The organism is Paracoccus aurantiacus (assembly GCF_007993065.1).
GTDB lineage: Bacteria > Pseudomonadota > Alphaproteobacteria > Rhodobacterales > Rhodobacteraceae > Paracoccus > Paracoccus aurantiacus.
Window position 1 is genome coordinate 15,688 of record NZ_VOPL01000013.1, and the last position, 14,967, is coordinate 30,654.

Annotated in this window: 18 protein-coding genes; 4 read left to right on the plus strand and 14 right to left on the minus strand. The window is 59.6% G+C overall.

All coding sequences use genetic code 11. From position 1 onward, the window contains the following. Positions 1-2: 2 nt before the first annotated feature. The 9 genes from FQV27_RS17810 to FQV27_RS17840 all read right to left on the minus strand — a co-directional run bounded on the left by FQV27_RS17810 (position 3) and on the right by FQV27_RS17840 (position 8,027). Complete coding sequence (locus FQV27_RS17810) at positions 3-1,139, minus strand: lytic transglycosylase domain-containing protein (RefSeq protein ID WP_186827371.1); 1,137 nt, start codon at positions 1,137-1,139, stop codon at positions 3-5. Next, positions 1,136-1,288 (minus strand): hypothetical protein, encoded by a 153-nt coding sequence (locus FQV27_RS18960; protein WP_186827372.1) that lies wholly within the window; start codon positions 1,286-1,288, stop codon positions 1,136-1,138. The genes FQV27_RS17810 and FQV27_RS18960 overlap by 4 nt, the downstream gene beginning before the upstream one ends. Next, complete coding sequence (locus tag FQV27_RS17815; RefSeq protein ID WP_147101158.1) at positions 1,285-3,627, minus strand: VirB4 family type IV secretion/conjugal transfer ATPase; 2,343 nt, start codon at positions 3,625-3,627, stop codon at positions 1,285-1,287. Before FQV27_RS17815 ends, FQV27_RS18960 begins: the two co-directional genes overlap by 4 nt. Then, positions 3,620-3,889 (minus strand): VirB3 family type IV secretion system protein, encoded by a 270-nt coding sequence (locus FQV27_RS17820; RefSeq protein WP_186827373.1) that lies wholly within the window; start codon positions 3,887-3,889, stop codon positions 3,620-3,622. The genes FQV27_RS17815 and FQV27_RS17820 overlap by 8 nt, the downstream gene beginning before the upstream one ends. An 8-nt stretch (positions 3,890-3,897) precedes the next feature. Then, positions 3,898-4,200, minus strand: a complete 303-nt coding sequence (locus FQV27_RS17825; RefSeq protein ID WP_186827374.1) for a TrbC/VirB2 family protein — start codon at positions 4,198-4,200, stop codon at positions 3,898-3,900. Positions 4,201-4,211: 11 nt separating this feature from the next. Then, on the minus strand, positions 4,212-4,949 hold the full coding sequence (locus FQV27_RS17830; protein ID WP_246133168.1) for a lytic transglycosylase domain-containing protein: 738 nt from the start codon (positions 4,947-4,949) through the stop codon (positions 4,212-4,214). Beyond that, a complete protein-coding gene (locus FQV27_RS18965) occupies positions 4,870-5,268 on the minus strand; it encodes a hypothetical protein (protein WP_186827375.1) in 399 nt (132 codons plus the stop codon). The genes FQV27_RS17830 and FQV27_RS18965 overlap by 80 nt, the downstream gene beginning before the upstream one ends. A gap of 208 nt (positions 5,269-5,476) precedes the next feature. Next, positions 5,477-6,478 carry an alpha/beta fold hydrolase gene (locus FQV27_RS17835; RefSeq protein WP_147101164.1) on the minus strand — a complete coding sequence of 334 codons (1,002 nt, stop codon included), beginning with the start codon at positions 6,476-6,478 and terminating at the stop codon, positions 5,477-5,479. Beyond that, entirely contained in the window at positions 6,468-8,027 is a 1,560-nt protein-coding gene (locus FQV27_RS17840; RefSeq protein WP_377768857.1) for an RcgA family putative transporter, read from the minus strand. Before FQV27_RS17840 ends, FQV27_RS17835 begins: the two co-directional genes overlap by 11 nt. A gap of 409 nt (positions 8,028-8,436) precedes the next feature. Here FQV27_RS17840 and FQV27_RS17845 point away from each other — a divergent pair, with 409 nt between their 5' ends. From FQV27_RS17845 to FQV27_RS17855, 3 genes are all read left to right on the plus strand, one after another. Beyond that, positions 8,437-9,135, plus strand: coding sequence for a hypothetical protein (locus tag FQV27_RS17845; RefSeq protein ID WP_377768856.1), 699 nt, complete (start codon positions 8,437-8,439; stop codon positions 9,133-9,135). 306 nt (positions 9,136-9,441) lie between these two features. Beyond that, positions 9,442-10,698, plus strand: coding sequence for a replication initiation protein RepC (repC, locus tag FQV27_RS17850; RefSeq protein WP_186827376.1), 1,257 nt, complete (start codon positions 9,442-9,444; stop codon positions 10,696-10,698). After that, positions 10,695-11,006 (plus strand): hypothetical protein, encoded by a 312-nt coding sequence (locus FQV27_RS17855; RefSeq protein WP_147101169.1) that lies wholly within the window; start codon positions 10,695-10,697, stop codon positions 11,004-11,006. The genes repC and FQV27_RS17855 overlap by 4 nt, the downstream gene beginning before the upstream one ends. Positions 11,007-11,100: 94 nt before the next feature. On the opposite strand, the gene FQV27_RS17860 is transcribed toward FQV27_RS17855, so the two are convergent. Further along, positions 11,101-11,421, minus strand: coding sequence for a hypothetical protein (locus FQV27_RS17860; RefSeq protein ID WP_186827377.1), 321 nt, complete (start codon positions 11,419-11,421; stop codon positions 11,101-11,103). Positions 11,422-11,567: 146 nt separating this feature from the next. On the opposite strand from FQV27_RS17860, the gene FQV27_RS17865 reads away from it, so the two are divergent. Beyond that, positions 11,568-12,209 (plus strand): hypothetical protein, encoded by a 642-nt coding sequence (locus FQV27_RS17865; RefSeq protein WP_147101174.1) that lies wholly within the window; start codon positions 11,568-11,570, stop codon positions 12,207-12,209. Between the two features lie 119 nt (positions 12,210-12,328). Here FQV27_RS17865 and FQV27_RS17870 read toward each other — a convergent pair whose 3' ends face one another. The 4 genes from FQV27_RS17870 to FQV27_RS17885 all read right to left on the minus strand — a co-directional run bounded on the left by FQV27_RS17870 (position 12,329) and on the right by FQV27_RS17885 (position 14,506). After that, positions 12,329-13,045 carry a recombinase family protein gene (locus FQV27_RS17870; RefSeq protein WP_147101177.1) on the minus strand — a complete coding sequence of 239 codons (717 nt, stop codon included), beginning with the start codon at positions 13,043-13,045 and terminating at the stop codon, positions 12,329-12,331. 96 nt (positions 13,046-13,141) lie between these two features. Further along, positions 13,142-13,825, minus strand: a complete 684-nt coding sequence (locus FQV27_RS17875) for a tyrosine-type recombinase/integrase (RefSeq protein ID WP_147101179.1) — start codon at positions 13,823-13,825, stop codon at positions 13,142-13,144. A gap of 73 nt (positions 13,826-13,898) precedes the next feature. Further along, positions 13,899-14,231, minus strand: coding sequence for a type II toxin-antitoxin system RelE/ParE family toxin (locus FQV27_RS17880; protein WP_147101181.1), 333 nt, complete (start codon positions 14,229-14,231; stop codon positions 13,899-13,901). After that, a complete protein-coding gene (locus FQV27_RS17885) occupies positions 14,231-14,506 on the minus strand; it encodes a hypothetical protein (protein ID WP_147101183.1) in 276 nt (91 codons plus the stop codon). Before FQV27_RS17885 ends, FQV27_RS17880 begins: the two co-directional genes overlap by 1 nt. Between the last annotated feature and the right edge of the window lie 461 nt (positions 14,507-14,967).

Consider the following 14,967-nt stretch of genomic DNA (forward strand, 5'->3'; position numbering starts at 1 on the left):
GGTCAGCCTCCAGTCGTGGGCGTGTCGGTCAGGGTGAGGAATTTCTCGTCGGCGATCTGCGCCTGGTACTGGGCCGCGAAGCGTTGCGCCTCGACGCGACGCTGCGTGGCCTCCATGATCGTCATCATCGACGCCAGGCGGGTAATCTCGGCACGCAGATAGGTGTTGAGGTCAATGGCCTCGCGCGTCGTCGTGGTTTCGGGGATGCGGGCAATCAGGGCGCGGATGCGCCGCGCCGACAGTTCCAGCTGGTTCGACATGGAAAAGCCGAGCTCCATGCCCGCATCGGACATGTTGCCAAACTCCGCCAGCGCCATATCCCCTGCCACCATGGTCCCAAGCGCGTCAGGCGACCCCATGCTGGCGGCATATGCATTCGCATAGCCGGTGATCTTGACCACGTAGTCCTGGGTTTCGCGATAGGGCGGGATGCCGTTATATTTCTGGACCGCGCCGGGCCCGGCGTTATAGGCGGCAAGCGCCAAAGGCATGGAGCCGAAGCTGCCGAGTTGCATCAGCAGGTAGCGCGCGCCGCCATCGAGCTGGACGCGCGGATCGTTGCGCTGCGAGGGCGGAATGCCGAGCTGATCGAAGGTGCCCGGCATGATCTGCGTCAGACCGCAGGCCCCCTTGTGCGAACAGACCCGGACCTGGAACCCGCTTTCCTGCTTCACGAGGGCCTGGAACCACGCCCGGAAGCCGACCGGTGAGATCCCGGCACGGGCGAGCGCTGGATGCGACTGGTATTTCTGGACCGTCTCCACGATCATCTGTTCGATTGTCACGCGGCCGTCGCCGAAAAGCCGGCTTTCCGCGCCGGTCACGGCGGAGGTATCATAGGCCGCAGAAACCGGCGCACCGTCCAGGTCTTCGAATTCCGCCGGCGCGAAACTGCTGGTGTTCATCGAGGCGATGGCCGCGTCAATAGCCGCCAGCTGATCCCGATGAAGTGCGTTCATATCGACGCGCACGCTGTTGCCGTCCTCGGCCTCGCCAACGATCCGGCCCTGCAGGGCGGCCAGCGTCCCCGTGCGCAAGGTGCGCAAGGTGTCGATCACAGGAACGCCCTGGGCGAGCGTGACGCTCGCCACGGATGCGCCGAGCGTCAGGCCGAGGAGGAGGCGGCGCGGACCGATCATGATTTCGGGACCGCAACCAGCTCGAAACTTTGCGAACCGGGCTTCAGTTTTCCAAAGCAGTTCGACCGGCGTTCGGACATCTCGCCGCCTTGCGCGGCGCAGCCGGCCACCGCCAGCACAAGAAGAAGGCTCATCACGATACGGGTCATGCCGTGTTTCCTTTCCAGAAATCGGGGTTGTTGCGCCAATCGCTGCCGAAGCGCCGTTCTGCCGAACGACCTCCGCCAAGCACGGTGAGATAGGGACCGAGGGCCGAGAGATCGGTGTCGAGAATGTTCGAGCTCTGGCCGTCCCGCCACAGCGCCCGGCGGGCGCCCGCCTGCGAGCCGAGCAGGAAGGACAGTTCCGCGTCAGAGAGCGCCAGCCCGTCATAGCTGTCGCGGCCTGCCTGGTGGTGTGGCAGGATCAGCTGGTTCTGCAAACCTTCAAGGATCGACGCACCGGCCGCGCAGTCCCTGATCTGCGAGACAAACTGGACGAGCATGACGACGATGACATTCTTCTTGCGCAGCGTGGCCAGCCAGGTCTTGAGCTCGCGCTGGAAGTAGAGATCGTCCAGGAAGACGCCGGCCTCTTCGAGCACTAGCAGGGTCGGGGTGCGGGCGCTGACCGTCTTCTCGATCTGGCGGAAGAGATAGGCCAGCAGGGCGGTGCGCTCGATCTCCATGTTGAGGAGCGCGGTCATATCGACGCCGACGATATCGGAGGCGCTGAAATCGACGATCGGGGCGCTGTCCTGGCCGAAAACCCAGCCATACTGCCCGTTTGGCGCCCATTCACCGATACGGGCGTCGATATCGCCTTCGAAAGACCGGAACCGTGTCCTGAAATTCGTGAAGTCCTGAAAGGTCGGCGGGGCCGATGCGTTGCTTTCCACGGTGCGCTTCAGCTTCTCTGAATCGCTCACGGAAAGCTCATGGCCCTTGCGTTCCAGGAGCGCGGTCAGCCAGCTGCGCAGCCAGGCCTGGCCTTCTTCGTCGGTTTCCGAGGCCAGCGGGTTGAGGCCGGTGTTGCGCCCGGCGCGCACAGAGGTATAGGCGCCACCAAGTGCGCGCAGCGGCATTTCGAGGGACTGATCCTTGTCGAAGGCGATGATCCGGCAGCCGGTGCGGCGGGCCTGCGCGGCCAGAAAGGCCATGATCGTCGACTTGCCGGCATCGGGCGGCCCGACAATCAGGGTGCTGGCGAAGGGCGGCTCGGCATCCTCGCTGGCAAATCGGCCATGGAACGAGAAGTCATAGGGTGAATTGGCGCAGCTCTTGAAGGTCGTGACCGGCGTCCCCCAGTAGCATTCTGATGCAGGCTTGCCGAGGCGAACCATGTGCAGGGCCGCGAAATCCGAAAAATTGCGGTTTGAGATCGTAAGGGGGCGTTTCTGGAACTCGTGGTTGCCAGGAAAGCGGGCGAACCAGGCGGCGGCAAGGCCGCGCTTCTCGACAACGATCTTGAGTTTCTTCGCGCGCAGGATCGCCGTCACCGCCGTCACCTTGCGTTTCAGGGCATCGGGCGAGGCGGCATAGACTGTCACGATGGTCTGGCTGTCGCCAAAGCCCATCTGGCCCATTTGCAGATCCTCGGCGGCCTCCTGAAGCTGTGCCGCAATCTTGCCGCCCGCACTTTCTTCCAGGGTCTGTTCGAGCCGCGTCGTGGCCTTTGCGGAGATCAGGTCAGGCAGCAGCGGCTGGTAGGTACAGGAAATCAGGATGTCGGGATCGGTGTAGAGCGTATCGAGAATGCCGGCATGGGTTTGCGGCGACAGGTTCGCCACGCTGATCACCGAGGCGTAGCGCGTCTCGAATTCGTCGCCGATTTCCACGGCACGGTCATAGATTTCCACGGGCGTGCGGATATCGTCCACGATGGTCCCGGTCTCGGACCGGGCCACGGGCGCATAAATGCCCGTGGAGATGGCCCGCAGAAAGCCGTTCAGCGTTCCGTTGTCGATTGCCAGCAGTTCCGAGCCTTCGCCTAGGGTCTCGGCTACGCTTTGCGCAAGTTCGGCAAGATCGGACAGGCGCTCGGGCAGGGCATCCTGTCGCCGATGCCCAAGCAGCCCCCCGAAGATCGGCAGCCGCTCGGCCATGGTCTTGCGCTCGATTACCGACAGGAACAGGATGGGGATGCAGAGTCCGGCCGAGGTTATGTGGTCACGCCATGCCCGGTCCAGTTCCTGCCCGAAGCCCGGTTCAATAAAAGCCTTCGGCTGATAGTCGAAGTCATGATAGGCCGATCTTATCTTGTGGAAATGGAAGCTGAAATTGTTGCCGGACTTGTCGACCAGTTCGGCCAGCCGGTCATTAATGTGGGCCAGCTCGCCTTCGCTCGCCGTGAACGGGTTCACGCCCGCAATTTTCACGACCGACACCAGCGATCCGCTGCGCGTGGCAATGGCGTGGTTATTTTCCTCGAAGAGATAGGGAAGCATGTCTTCGAGATCGCGCGAGCCCCCGAACAGCGCCCGGACCGGGCTTGGGAAAATATCATTCATAGCGAGACCCCGAGCTGTCCCGCAGAAGCCGCTCTGGCGTCCGGGAGATCACGACCGCGATAAAGCGCGCAAAATGCGGGTTGATGATTGAGGTGGCCCAGAGCGCGGCCCAGAGAGCGGGGATGGCCCAGAGATACCAGAGGCTGTCGAGAAAGATGAACGTCAGAAAGGGCGGGATGAAGGCCAGCCCGGCCAGCGGCAGCGGCAGGCCATAGAACCTGGCCTGCCGGTTGAGCCCCTGAATATATACGTTCTCTCGCATTACCGCCCTCAGCCCCTGAAGATCGCGATGACGGACTCGGCGAGGTTGTCGCCACCGAAGATGAAGAACAGCCCGACGACGGTCACACCGATCCATTTCCAGTCGATGAACTTGGTGAAAATCGCCAGGAAGCCGATGATCAGAAGGATCAGGACCACCGCCGTCAGGGCGAGGTTGTTGTCGCGCAGCTGCTCGATGATGCTTTCGCCGGTATCCTCGAACCCGGAGAGATCGACGTCTTGGGCGCGGGCCTTGACGCTTGCGGCGCACCAGATCCCTGCGGCGACGAGTGTTTGCCTGAAATTCAACATGGAATGGTCCTTCATGATAGACGGTTGCGATAGATCGCCATGACCTTCCGGACATGGTTCTGGGTTTCTCGATAGGGCGGGATGCCGCGATATTTGCGGACCGCACCGGGTCCGGCGTTGTAGGCAGCAAGAGCAAGTTCCGGCGTGCCGAAGGCGCTAAGCTGCATCAGCAGATAGCGGGCGCCGCCGTCGAGGTTCTGAACGGGATCGCGCGGATCCACACCGAGGAACCGCGCGGTTCCGGGCATGAGTTGCGCGAGCCCCATCGCGCCGGCCGAGGAATAGGCCGTGACCTTGAAGCCGCTTTCGACCTGGATCATCGAATGAAAATAGGCGTCCCAGTGTTGGGGCGAAAAGCCGGCCGCGCGGATCGCCGGATGCGATGCGTACCGGGCCGCCGCCGCTGACACCATGTCCCTGACCGGCGCCGGCGCATCGGTGGCGGCCAGCGTTGACCGGATCAGAGGCGGCTCATCCGCTTTTGTGGGCGCATATCCCGGATCGTCCTCAGCTCGGGCGAAGACATCCTGCGCGCGGCCGGAATTCATGACAAAGCCGCTGCTTTGCGACAGCACATCTGCACGAGCAGCTGCCGGGAGCGTCAGCAACCCCGCCACAACAGCGCGGCGGGAGAAGAGATTTACTGCGCCAAAACGGCAGTGGATGGATTCAGGGTTTTGGTGGCGAGGCGCCGGGAGGCAGTTGAGCGACCATTGTGACGCCTTTCGATCCGGGCGTGACAGTTGCAACGATGCCAAGATCAGTTTGAGCGTTGAAAAGCCCGGTCGTGGTCTTAATCTCTTTGTATGAGTAGTCCGATGGATCGAGGGTTGTGCCGGCCTGTTCGGCTCGGCGCCGCTCCCTGTATAAATCTCGTTGCGTGACAACCACTCCGAAGCGACCCGTTTCTGGCTCGACGGCCACCAGATACCACGAGCCGCGGACAGTGTTCTGTGCAGGAACGGGATCTTCCGCACATACGACGTGCAGCTCCCAGCCTTCCAGAAGCCTCTCTCTACACATTTCAAGGGTGAGCACCTCGTTGCTAACCTGTATCTGGTTGGTCATACGACGCGCTCCACAAAGTTAGCCTGACGCGTCAGCGCCAGACTATCAAATTAAGTATATGCAGTGCAAGTAGGTGAAATGATAAATTTCGCTTGCGATGCTCAGTATTCTTACGTTTATTTTTCAGACACTTTCAAGCCGAGTCACCCTTATCTTGCCGTTCGAGATGTAGAATTTGTATGGTTTATTTGCGATCAAGGATGGCGCCTTAACGGTTTAGAAATCGCACCGTGCTTAGACCAGCCCTGATGATGTACGGCGGTAGGGTGACCGAGTAGTGTCCGCAATTCATCCTTATGACCCGCGACCGCGCCGCAGTTCGTTCCAGTTCGGAGGCCAGCTTCTCGGACAGAGCGGGAAGCACAACCTTGTCTCGTTTGGCCAACATCATTTGAATCTCAAGACCAGGACGCGCAAGCTTATCTACGTAGTTCTCAAGGTTGAGGGGTGCCCACGCCTGGCGCAGTTGACCAAGCGTGATTTCTTTTTCGAGGGTTGCCCGAATGTGGCGCGTTGCGCTTCCTGTCCATACCATATCGGCCAGGCTGCCTGCCGTGAGGTACAGCGCCGCCTTATTGACCTTAGGCTCGTGAGCCGCGACTATCCCTGCCACCCACGACCCCAAACTGATACCGAGCACAGAAAGTTTTGTGTATCCGTGCCGGCGCAAGATGGCGAAGAGGTGCCGCCCGTCTACCACCGCTTGGCGCACTGACTGGAGAGTCCGGCCAAGATCAGGGCTGAGCATATAATCCGCATACGATGAGCCGGATCTTTTACGTTCCAGATGGTATGGCATCGCGATCTCGACGACAGTAAGGCCGAACCACGCCAGCAAGCGCGCAAGTTGGGCATTTCGAGACTCAGCGTTCCAATGATGGAAGACAACTACGGCATGCATGGATGACCCAGCCTCCGTTACCTTCGCGTAAACAGTGTTATTCTCGGGAATTTCCGTTTGGACACGTGATGGAAAGCTGATCCAGCCGCCTTGCCATCTTGCAACGGGGACCTGCTCGTCGTCGCCAAAAAAGCACGACGAGTCACCAAGGGCCGCAGCCGCAAGCTGACCAAAGTCGGTTATGGACCTGACGCTCTCGGCGTGGGGAAATGCCAAACTGGCCCCTAGAGCCGAGGCTCCCACTTTCTTTACTTCATCACTGTATTGACCACGGCGCTCGTCCCAGCGGTCCAACCAGCTATAGTACATTCTGACGATTTGCCCCTCCCTTGGAACGACTGCCGAAGTCGGGATCGAAGAAACCATAGAGGGTAACGACAATTGCAACCGCCAGGAAGACCGAGAAGCCAGACACAGCACCAGTCAATAGGTACGCGAAGCCGAGGAGCAGTACCGCTGTTGTGGGTCGCACCAGTGGCAACTGAAAAGGCGATGCAGTGTTGATGCGGATGGTCGCGTAAATATACGCAGTGCATACCATGAGCACCACAAGCAGGCTCGTGTAGTGGGTTGGCATACTGTAGTCGCCCCAATCAATCCTTGTTCCAAAATTAGACATGGCCGATCCGAAATCCGACAGCAGCCATTGCCAGACGCTCGGCGCTGTGGTCACGAGATACAAGCTTTGTAGCTTCATACACACTGCGACCATAAGCCCGAAGATCGAAGCGCGGACAATTCCACGCATTATTCTCGAAACGGCCGCATGTGCCCCGTTAAGGCTCATGAATTTCGGGTGTAGCCCTAAAGCCTTACCTATGTGAGCGAAATCATCGGCCAGATTGCATAACAAGATGAGGCCTGCGATAAACAGGTAGAAGCACAGGCTCATGTACAGATACGCGGCACCGGTGAACACAGCTTGCTCGACAACGCCGAAATTGTCCGGCTGCACAAAAGCCACGGATCCCCAGTCTATAGCGATAGCACCGCTACCTTGCAGGACTGGCAGAAGGCGGACACTCACCCACTGAAAAACGCCGGCGAAGCCGAGGCAGAGCAACAATGCGACCCAGTAGGTGTAAGACGACGCCTCGATCTTTTGTATCCAACCCTCGTCACGGTCATGCTCGTTGATATAGGCTACCAGTGTAGGGCGGCTCTGAGTTTTCCACGTTGTCACTTGGTCGGCTACGATGCCAAAGAAAACGGGCATCAGGACTAGGAAGACGATGGTCCAGTTCGGTGCCCAGAGGAAACCTACCTCCTTGGTGATGCCATCTTCACGAACGTAGCTAACGCTGTGGATAGTGAGGAAGTACGAGGAAAATTGCAGCGCCACGGCGCCGGCAAAGACCCACGCAGGCAAATTAAGAAGCGATCCATGACTGAAGATTGCCTCGGTTACGCGAGCGATGGAAAGCCCGTGTCTTGAATCCTCACCATCAATATCTGGCAGCATGTCGTGCCCCGAACCGGACACGACATTATTCTCACGATGCGCGCGCCGACGTTCCGTGAGGCGGGCCTGCGACCGAATTAGTGCGGCTTGCCATGCGATGGTACCTTCCGGATCGTTACAGCCCAGAACCCTCGCGAGCCACCTTATATTGTTGGTGCTGATTCCCTTTTCGTTGTCCTTGAACCAAAGTTGAACTGTCCGCAGCTCGATCCCGTTACGATTGGCATCGATCTGTGAAATTGCCTCGGCAAGCATCTCCGGCGTCCACGGCCCATGCGGGCACCCGTCAGAGTCAACGGGTCGACCGATGCCATTTGCGCAAGCATTCGTGAAGAGCGACTTAAAATCATCGTCTTCTTTATCTGGAAGTGAAAAATATTTACCGTTCTTTATCAACGTGATACGGGCCTAAATTTCGTCTAAATTCGCTGCAGTTCGTATGCTATCGTGACATCTCTTGTTCGCAAAGACAAAGCGTAATCAGCGGCGGCCAAAGAGCTCGCTGCACCACAGCAATAGATCATGACCGGCCTTAAGGTCTTAAGTTTGAATGGATAACGTAATGCCGCTCAACGACCAAACAACGAAACGGGAAGCAATTCTCACGCAGACATTCCATGAGGGCGACACGATTCGGGCCCAGTACCGCTGGAACACTGGCGAAATTTCCCAGATATCGGTTCCACCGAACTTCTGCTTCGATCCCACTGCCGCGGTGAGACCCAAGTCTTACGGGCGCTCTGCCCTTGCCTCACATACAAATGTGGACTAATCATTGCACCTAAACGCGCAGCGGATAGGTAAAATGATTACTCCACATCCCGTACGAAGATCAATCGTCGGCTTCTTTGCAGCTTCCATTTCATTATCCATGGCCGAGCCTGTAAAAGCCTACCCCATTGACTGTGCGATCCTGCTCTGCCTGGCCGGCGGCTTTCCCGCCTCGGCCGAGTGCAGCGCCGCCAAGGTCGAGATGATCCGCAGGATCACGCCGTTTCCGATCGAACCGCCTTTGCAGCTCTGGAACTGCCCCATGGGCGGTGGCGCAGGCGGCGCAGCCGTTGCCGGGCTCGCATCCTTCGTTCCTGACGGCCTCACGCCGGAGGTGAGGCAGTACCGTGACGGCATCGAACTCTATCACATCAGGCATTACAGCAGCCGCCGCAACCAGGACGGCTCTTACTCGGTCCAAGACATCACTGAGGCCGGCACCTATGACGCCGGTGGCGATTTTCACTGGTCGCCCGCCAGCTTCGAGCACGGTCCCGCCTGGCTCTCCGGCGCGGTTGGCGGGCGGCGGGAGCCGGTTGAACAATGCGTCAGCACCAGCAGCGACGGAACCTGTCGCCGCTACGAGACCATCGGCTATACCAATGTCTATGGGTCGGAAGGCATCGGCGGGTTCACCGGCACGGGCTCCTTTACCCCGTCTCGCCTGCGCGGGGTCGCGATCCGCTATCTGGACTATCAGGGCAACGAGCACGCGGAATTTGTCAGCTACTAGGTGTTGAGGAACACCCCTGCCGCGACACTAATATTTGCGGTGAATCGCAACAGGGTGTATCCCCGACAGAATAACAAGAACAGAATCGAGGCGCAGAAGAACCAGCAAGATCAAAAGCAAAACCCCCGCGCGGGGAAACCGGCGGGGGGGGCTTAGAGCAGAGGTCGGCAAAACCTCAGCACCTCCAATATCATAGGTCTGTTCTAGCCTCTCCGAATATCGAGATCAAGACAAAAACGCGTTTGCGCGAAGGATAAGGTCTTGCCCGGCATCCCTGCGCCTCAAATGAACACGAGGAGCAGACCAATGGCATACCCACAGGCGGTTCACCCCGCCGCAACGCGGTCCTACCGCGCCCCTTCAGACGTTCACCCGGCCCTGCCGGGCCCGATGCAGCGTGACAGTTTTGCCGTCCTGGTCGAACGCGTCGCGCCGTCGCTCGGTGTTGGCCGCGCCGCCGCGCACGCCTTCGTTCGCCTTGCATCGCTGACCCGGCCCAGCGACTGGACGTCGCAGGACCGGTCCCCGGTCATCTATGCCGAAGCCAGCGAGGTGGCGAAAATGCTCGGGCTGTCGCAGCCACGTCTGCGCGCGATCACGGTCGAGCTGGAACTGGCCGGGTTGATCGAGCGGCGCACCGGCGCCAATGGCAGCCGCTCACGCGCAGCGGGCACGGGTCTCTATTTCAGCGCGGCCATCGCCCGGGCAGGCGAACTGATGACCCTTGACGACAAGCTGACGGCCGAACGGAAGCGCGCGAAATATCTGCGCGGTCAGCGCAGCACGCATCGCCGGCACCTGACCCGTGCCCTCGACCATCTCTGCGAGATCGCCCCCGGGCATCCCGAGATCGACGAGATTCGGGGGGAACTGGCGCAATGGCCCTCTGCCGACCAGCTGCACATCATGGAGAACACCGCCCTCGCGGCCCATGTCGAGGCTGCAGACAAGCTGTGCCGAAGAACCCTCGATGCGCTCGAAAAGGTAGAAGAATCAATCGGTGGACCGCTCGAAAACGAGCGGCTCCTTATACAAGATACAACTGAAGAATCTATTCGTACCTGTAACGCACACGTCAATCAGTTGTGCGCGGGCTTGCCCGCGCAAGACAATTCCTCTGTCGTACCGCCTGACGGCGGTACGACTTGCGAAGAAAAAGATGATGAGGCGGCCAGCGGCGCGTTCAAGAGCGAATTTATCACCAAGCTCGGCCCGGAGCGTCTTTTCCACCTCGCATCACCGGACATGCAATTCTACCTCAATGGACGCGCCGAGCCGCAGCATTTGCGCTTCCATGACTTCCTTTGGGCGGCGGAGCGGCGGGTGCCCGAACTCGGGATCAGCCCGGATGCCTGGACGGCAGCCAAGGAGGTGATGGGCGACGACAGCGCCATGCTGTCGGTCTTCATCCTCGATGCCCGCAAGGCGGAGCCCGGGAATGCCATCTTCAAGCCCGGTGGCTATCTGCGCGGCATGACCGAGAAATACCGCCAGGGCGAGCTGCACCTGATCCGCAGCCTTATCGGGCTGAGCGAACGCAAACGCGAGGAAGGTGCCACATGAGGCGGCTCTTCGCGCTGATCCTGCTGCTGGCAGCCTGCGGATCCGCCCGAGCACAGGACAGGATCTGTCTGCCGCCCGCAGAGCCGATCGTCCCGATCGACGATGCCACCTTCAGCGAATATGCCGACCTTATCGCGGAAGAGTTTGAGCGGTATTTTTCAGAAGTCTCGCCCTATATCGCCTGTCTCGATGCCGTTCGGCAGCACACCTTTGCCCGCGCCCGCGAGATCTCCGAGCAGCACCGGGCGTTCTGGGACCGGGCTGACAGTCTGGGCCTGACCGAGGATGCCGCGCCCTATGTCGAGTGAAAGGCACAATATACCGGCATTACTGCCCGCAGGTGTGTCTGGGGCGTTCCGACGGGTTCCAGAACGCCAAGTGTCTGGTAATCGCCGAGGCCGCTCAACAATCTACTGGCAGAGTGATCGTGTCCTTATCGCCCGATTTTCGAAAGCCGATGACATCTTTGCGAACATTGCACCCCGTGGCCTGCGACATCAGCGACTGCACTTCGGCGGTGTCCAAAGCCATATCGGCCGGGTGGGTCAAAGTTGCCTCGCCCTCTCCCGGGATGATCACAAGGTCCGAAGTCCGCGGCGTCCAGCTCACTGTAATTTCCTGCCCGCGATAGTCGAAAATGCGGCTCCGTTCCGCCATCTCAGGCTCTGTTGCCCGCGCGCAGCTGGCAAAAATAAACGGGAGGAGAATTATGGATCGCTGCATGGTGACTGCTCCGAAAATTGCGGAAAGTAATGTGCGTCAGGATCGTCTCAGATCAAGATCAGAATTCTGCAGGGGGATTTTACCCTGTTCACCATGAGGGTCTAGGGCCAGAACTTCAATGCGACGGGCGTCATGGCCACAGGGTCTTGTCTCTAGCCTGTGGCCGTTCGCTTTATGTTCCTCGACAAATCAAACTGTGGTACGTTGGCCTAGTAGGAGAGAGCATCATGGACCAACCCATTCAGATACGCAGAGCCAGTCAGGGTGAAATCCATGCGTATCAGCAGCGACTACACGAAGAAGAAGCCAAGGCCGCGCGCATCGAGGCTGAGCGCGACAAAGTATGGGATGAAGAAGCCCTGAATGCTGAACTGGAGCTTCAGGCCTGGGAACAGGCGGCTGAGCAATTGCTGGAATTCGGAGAAGATATCTTCGGGAGTGTGGCCGCGACGCATCTGGAATTCGACCGCCTAGTCAATCGGCGTCGGAAGCTTGCTGAACGCGATATCCGTGCGCATAACGCGTCACGGTTGCCAAGCACGGCTGAAAAGCGCGCCGCCTTTTTTCTGGCGCTCCGTCAGGCCGCGCCTCCGATCCTATTGCTGATCATGCTCGGGATACCGTTGGCGCTGTTCCTGGGCAGTTCCAAGGAGATACCGCTTCTGGCTGCAATCGCGGGCCTCGTCTGGTATGTTCATCGCCGAATGATCGCGAATCTGAAAGAAATGCTCACAGAAGCCGGTCAAACGCCTCAGTCCGCGGCGGTTCAGGGCGAGCGTCATCCTTAAGAATCTGACTGAGTAGGCTACGGTCTGCCCGCTGTTTGTACATCCGTCCGACAATTACCGCCGCGATGCAGAGACTTCGCACCCCACTCGTTGTGCAACCGCAGAAACGCTCCTATCCTTTAAGTGTGATCGGTTCTCCCTCCTCCCTGAGCCGGTCCGGAATGATCGGCGGCATCCACCTCCTCCCGGATGCCGCCTTTTTCATCGGTCCGAGTTCCTTCTGAAAGGTGGCTGTGCTTTTGATCACCTTCCAGTTGGCGAGATATCTCACCGGCGGCCTCCTTGTCATGTTTCAGCGCGGTATAGAGTGCCGACTTACCGATTTTTAACCGTGCGGCAGCTTCGCGTACTGTCAGCCCGGAGGCAATGAGCTGTCGGGCGCGGTCTATCCTTTCCTGGGTGGCCACCACGGGCCGGCCGCCTTTTCGGCCTCTGGCTGCCGCGGCCGCCAAGCCCGCATTCGTCCTTTCGCGAATAAGATCCCGCTCGAACTGGCCCAGGGCGCCAAAAATGTGGAAAACCAACCTTCCTGTTGGCGTCGTGGTGTCAATGTTTTCGGTGAGGGACCTAAAACCGACGCTGCGCTTTTCCAGATCGGCGACGGTTTGCAGAAGATGCGTCATCGAGCGGCCAAGCCGGTCCATCTTCCAGACCACGAGTGTATCACCCTCACGAAGAAAGGAGAGGGCGGCATTCAGTCCAGGCCGTTCCGTCTTTGCGCCCGAGACTCCGCGATCCTCAAATATTCGGGATGCACCCGACGCGCGAAGGGCGTCGAGTTGCAAAGAAAGATCTTGTTCGGCGGTCGAAACCCGCGCGTAACCTATGAGCGACATTGGCACCTCGCGACATTGAGGGGCGCGGAGTCGCGCCGGATAAGGTCATTGTCCACAAACCCGTCCAGTAATCAATCTGTCCGAATACCCATTAAACTATATCTTTTCGGACAGCTTCCTTGACATTCCACCAATCGCACGGTTCTCGGACACCATGCGGACCGAACAGACGACGATCATAATTGATGGCATCCATCTCAAGGCGCATCGCATGGGCTCCAGCCTGTGGGCAAAAAAGAGGGGGGAGGCCCGATCAGGTGCACAAAGGGTGCGGTATATCTGCGCAACCTTGGTCCGGCGCATCGTATGGGTGCCGTAGGATGTCGGCTCCAGCCCGATCGACGTGACCCAATCCCGCACCAGCCGGGCGTATTGACGGGTCGAGATGTGCAGCCTTTCGTGGAAGCGGCCCGGCCACAGGTATTCCGATCCGATCATTAGCGGGTCGTCGAGCCAGGCCGTGATCGATTTGCGCGTTCCCTCGGTGATCTCGAAACGAACCGGCTTCTTGGTCTTGCTCTGGATGATCGAGGCACGCTCCTTGACTTGGCCGGCGGCATAGACGTCGGCAACCTTGAGTTTCACAAGGTCACAGCCCCGCAATTTGCTGTCGATGGCGAGGTTGAACAGCGCGAGGTCGCGGATATTGGTGGCGATTTCGAGCCGGACCCTGATCGCCCAGACATGTTTTGGCTGCAACGGTCGCTTCTGGCCGACGATGCGGCCCTTGTTCCAGGCGGGGCGGCAGGCGCGTATGGCGGGCAAGTTGTCGGTGGTCATGACACATCCTCCGATCCGCCGCGCCCCACCCATCGTCGGCATCTTGCCGACAAGCCAGCATATCGCAGCACGACTATTCCGAGAACGTGTTCCGGGTCGGCGCCAAGGTCATCCAGTCTCGCCCACCGAATGCCGCGAGAGCGAGATATATCCGTCCTGCGGCAAGATCCGGCCGGTACACGATCGTCAGGCGGTGCCCGGCCCCACCATGGCGCACCAGCCATCCATGAAGCGCTCCGCCAAGGCGGACGCCAGATGCAGGATTGTCCTTGATCGCTTCCAGCATTGCGTCGACCTCATCCAGCCTTCGCAGCGCAGCGTTGACGTCGCCTTGGGTGACGTCAACGATATGGTCGACGATGCCGATCAGATCCCGTTCGAAGAACGGGTGTCGAACAAAGCGCATCAGATCTTGCGAGCCATCGCCGCCAGATGCGCCCGCGCCCCCGCCGTAGCCTTTGAGGCATCCCCAACCGGTTCCCACTGATCGAGCGGCAATGCCAGTCGGCGCTCCAGTTCCGCCTCAAGAACTAGCCTTTCGCGCTCTCGCCCTGCCTTGGCCTTCACCAACTCCCCCGAAACCGCCGCACTCACGGTGGGATACTCGCCGGCCTCTACCAGTTCTTTTGCAAAGGCAATGGCTGTGTCGGTAAAGCTGACGGACTGCTTTTGAACGCTCATCATTTTCCTTTCGGTGCTCCAATGGAATACCGCCATGTGAGCGGTTTGGCAAGAGCTGCCTGAGTGCATTATGCCCAAAGTGCACTCATCGCACCGCTGAAGGCCCCACTTCCCCAAATCAGCGGTTCGCAAAGCTGCGAGGCGCATCAATGACCGGTTCGGTGAATGCCGCAGCGCGGCGTCCTGACGTCACGAAAGTCAGGAATGGGCCGTCCTTGCAGATGGTTGGCCTGCAACGGGTCTCCTGGGCGTCGCCGCAGCGCCGCGCGTCGGCTCCGAGCCCACATTGACCGATGCTGCGCAATAAACGAATGTCGGGTCCAGTGATAGCGCCGCGTTCGCAGCATGGTGTTTCCTATAGTCCTAGACCCGCAGGCCGGTACGTTCCAAAAACCGGTAAGGACGCTGTTGCAACGGCCGAACCGTTCCAATTGGTCGTTCTGCAAGAGCGTACCATGCGG

Bases quoted from the DNA above. Each gene is read 5' to 3' on its own strand.
- FQV27_RS17810 (WP_186827371.1), bottom strand. From the start codon at position 1,139: ATGATCGGTCCGCGCCGCCTCCTCCTCGGCCTGACGCTCGGCGCATCC.
- FQV27_RS18960 (WP_186827372.1), bottom strand. From the start codon at position 1,288: ATGACCCGTATCGTGATGAGCCTTCTTCTTGTGCTGGCGGTGGCCGGC.
- FQV27_RS17815 (WP_147101158.1), bottom strand. From the start codon at position 3,627: ATGAATGATATTTTCCCAAGCCCGGTCCGGGCGCTGTTCGGGGGCTCG.
- FQV27_RS17820 (WP_186827373.1), bottom strand. From the start codon at position 3,889: ATGCGAGAGAACGTATATATTCAGGGGCTCAACCGGCAGGCCAGGTTC.
- FQV27_RS17825 (WP_186827374.1), bottom strand. From the start codon at position 4,200: ATGTTGAATTTCAGGCAAACACTCGTCGCCGCAGGGATCTGGTGCGCC.
- FQV27_RS18965 (WP_186827375.1), bottom strand. From the start codon at position 5,268: ATGACCAACCAGATACAGGTTAGCAACGAGGTGCTCACCCTTGAAATG.
- FQV27_RS17835 (WP_147101164.1), bottom strand. From the start codon at position 6,478: ATGTACTATAGCTGGTTGGACCGCTGGGACGAGCGCCGTGGTCAATAC.
- FQV27_RS17845 (WP_377768856.1), top strand. From the start codon at position 8,437: ATGATTACTCCACATCCCGTACGAAGATCAATCGTCGGCTTCTTTGCA.
- repC (WP_186827376.1), top strand. From the start codon at position 9,442: ATGGCATACCCACAGGCGGTTCACCCCGCCGCAACGCGGTCCTACCGC.
- FQV27_RS17855 (WP_147101169.1), top strand. From the start codon at position 10,695: ATGAGGCGGCTCTTCGCGCTGATCCTGCTGCTGGCAGCCTGCGGATCC.
- FQV27_RS17860 (WP_186827377.1), bottom strand. From the start codon at position 11,421: ATGCAGCGATCCATAATTCTCCTCCCGTTTATTTTTGCCAGCTGCGCG.
- FQV27_RS17870 (WP_147101177.1), bottom strand. From the start codon at position 13,045: ATGTCGCTCATAGGTTACGCGCGGGTTTCGACCGCCGAACAAGATCTT.
- FQV27_RS17875 (WP_147101179.1), bottom strand. From the start codon at position 13,825: ATGACCACCGACAACTTGCCCGCCATACGCGCCTGCCGCCCCGCCTGG.
- FQV27_RS17880 (WP_147101181.1), bottom strand. From the start codon at position 14,231: ATGCGCTTTGTTCGACACCCGTTCTTCGAACGGGATCTGATCGGCATC.
- FQV27_RS17885 (WP_147101183.1), bottom strand. From the start codon at position 14,506: ATGAGCGTTCAAAAGCAGTCCGTCAGCTTTACCGACACAGCCATTGCC.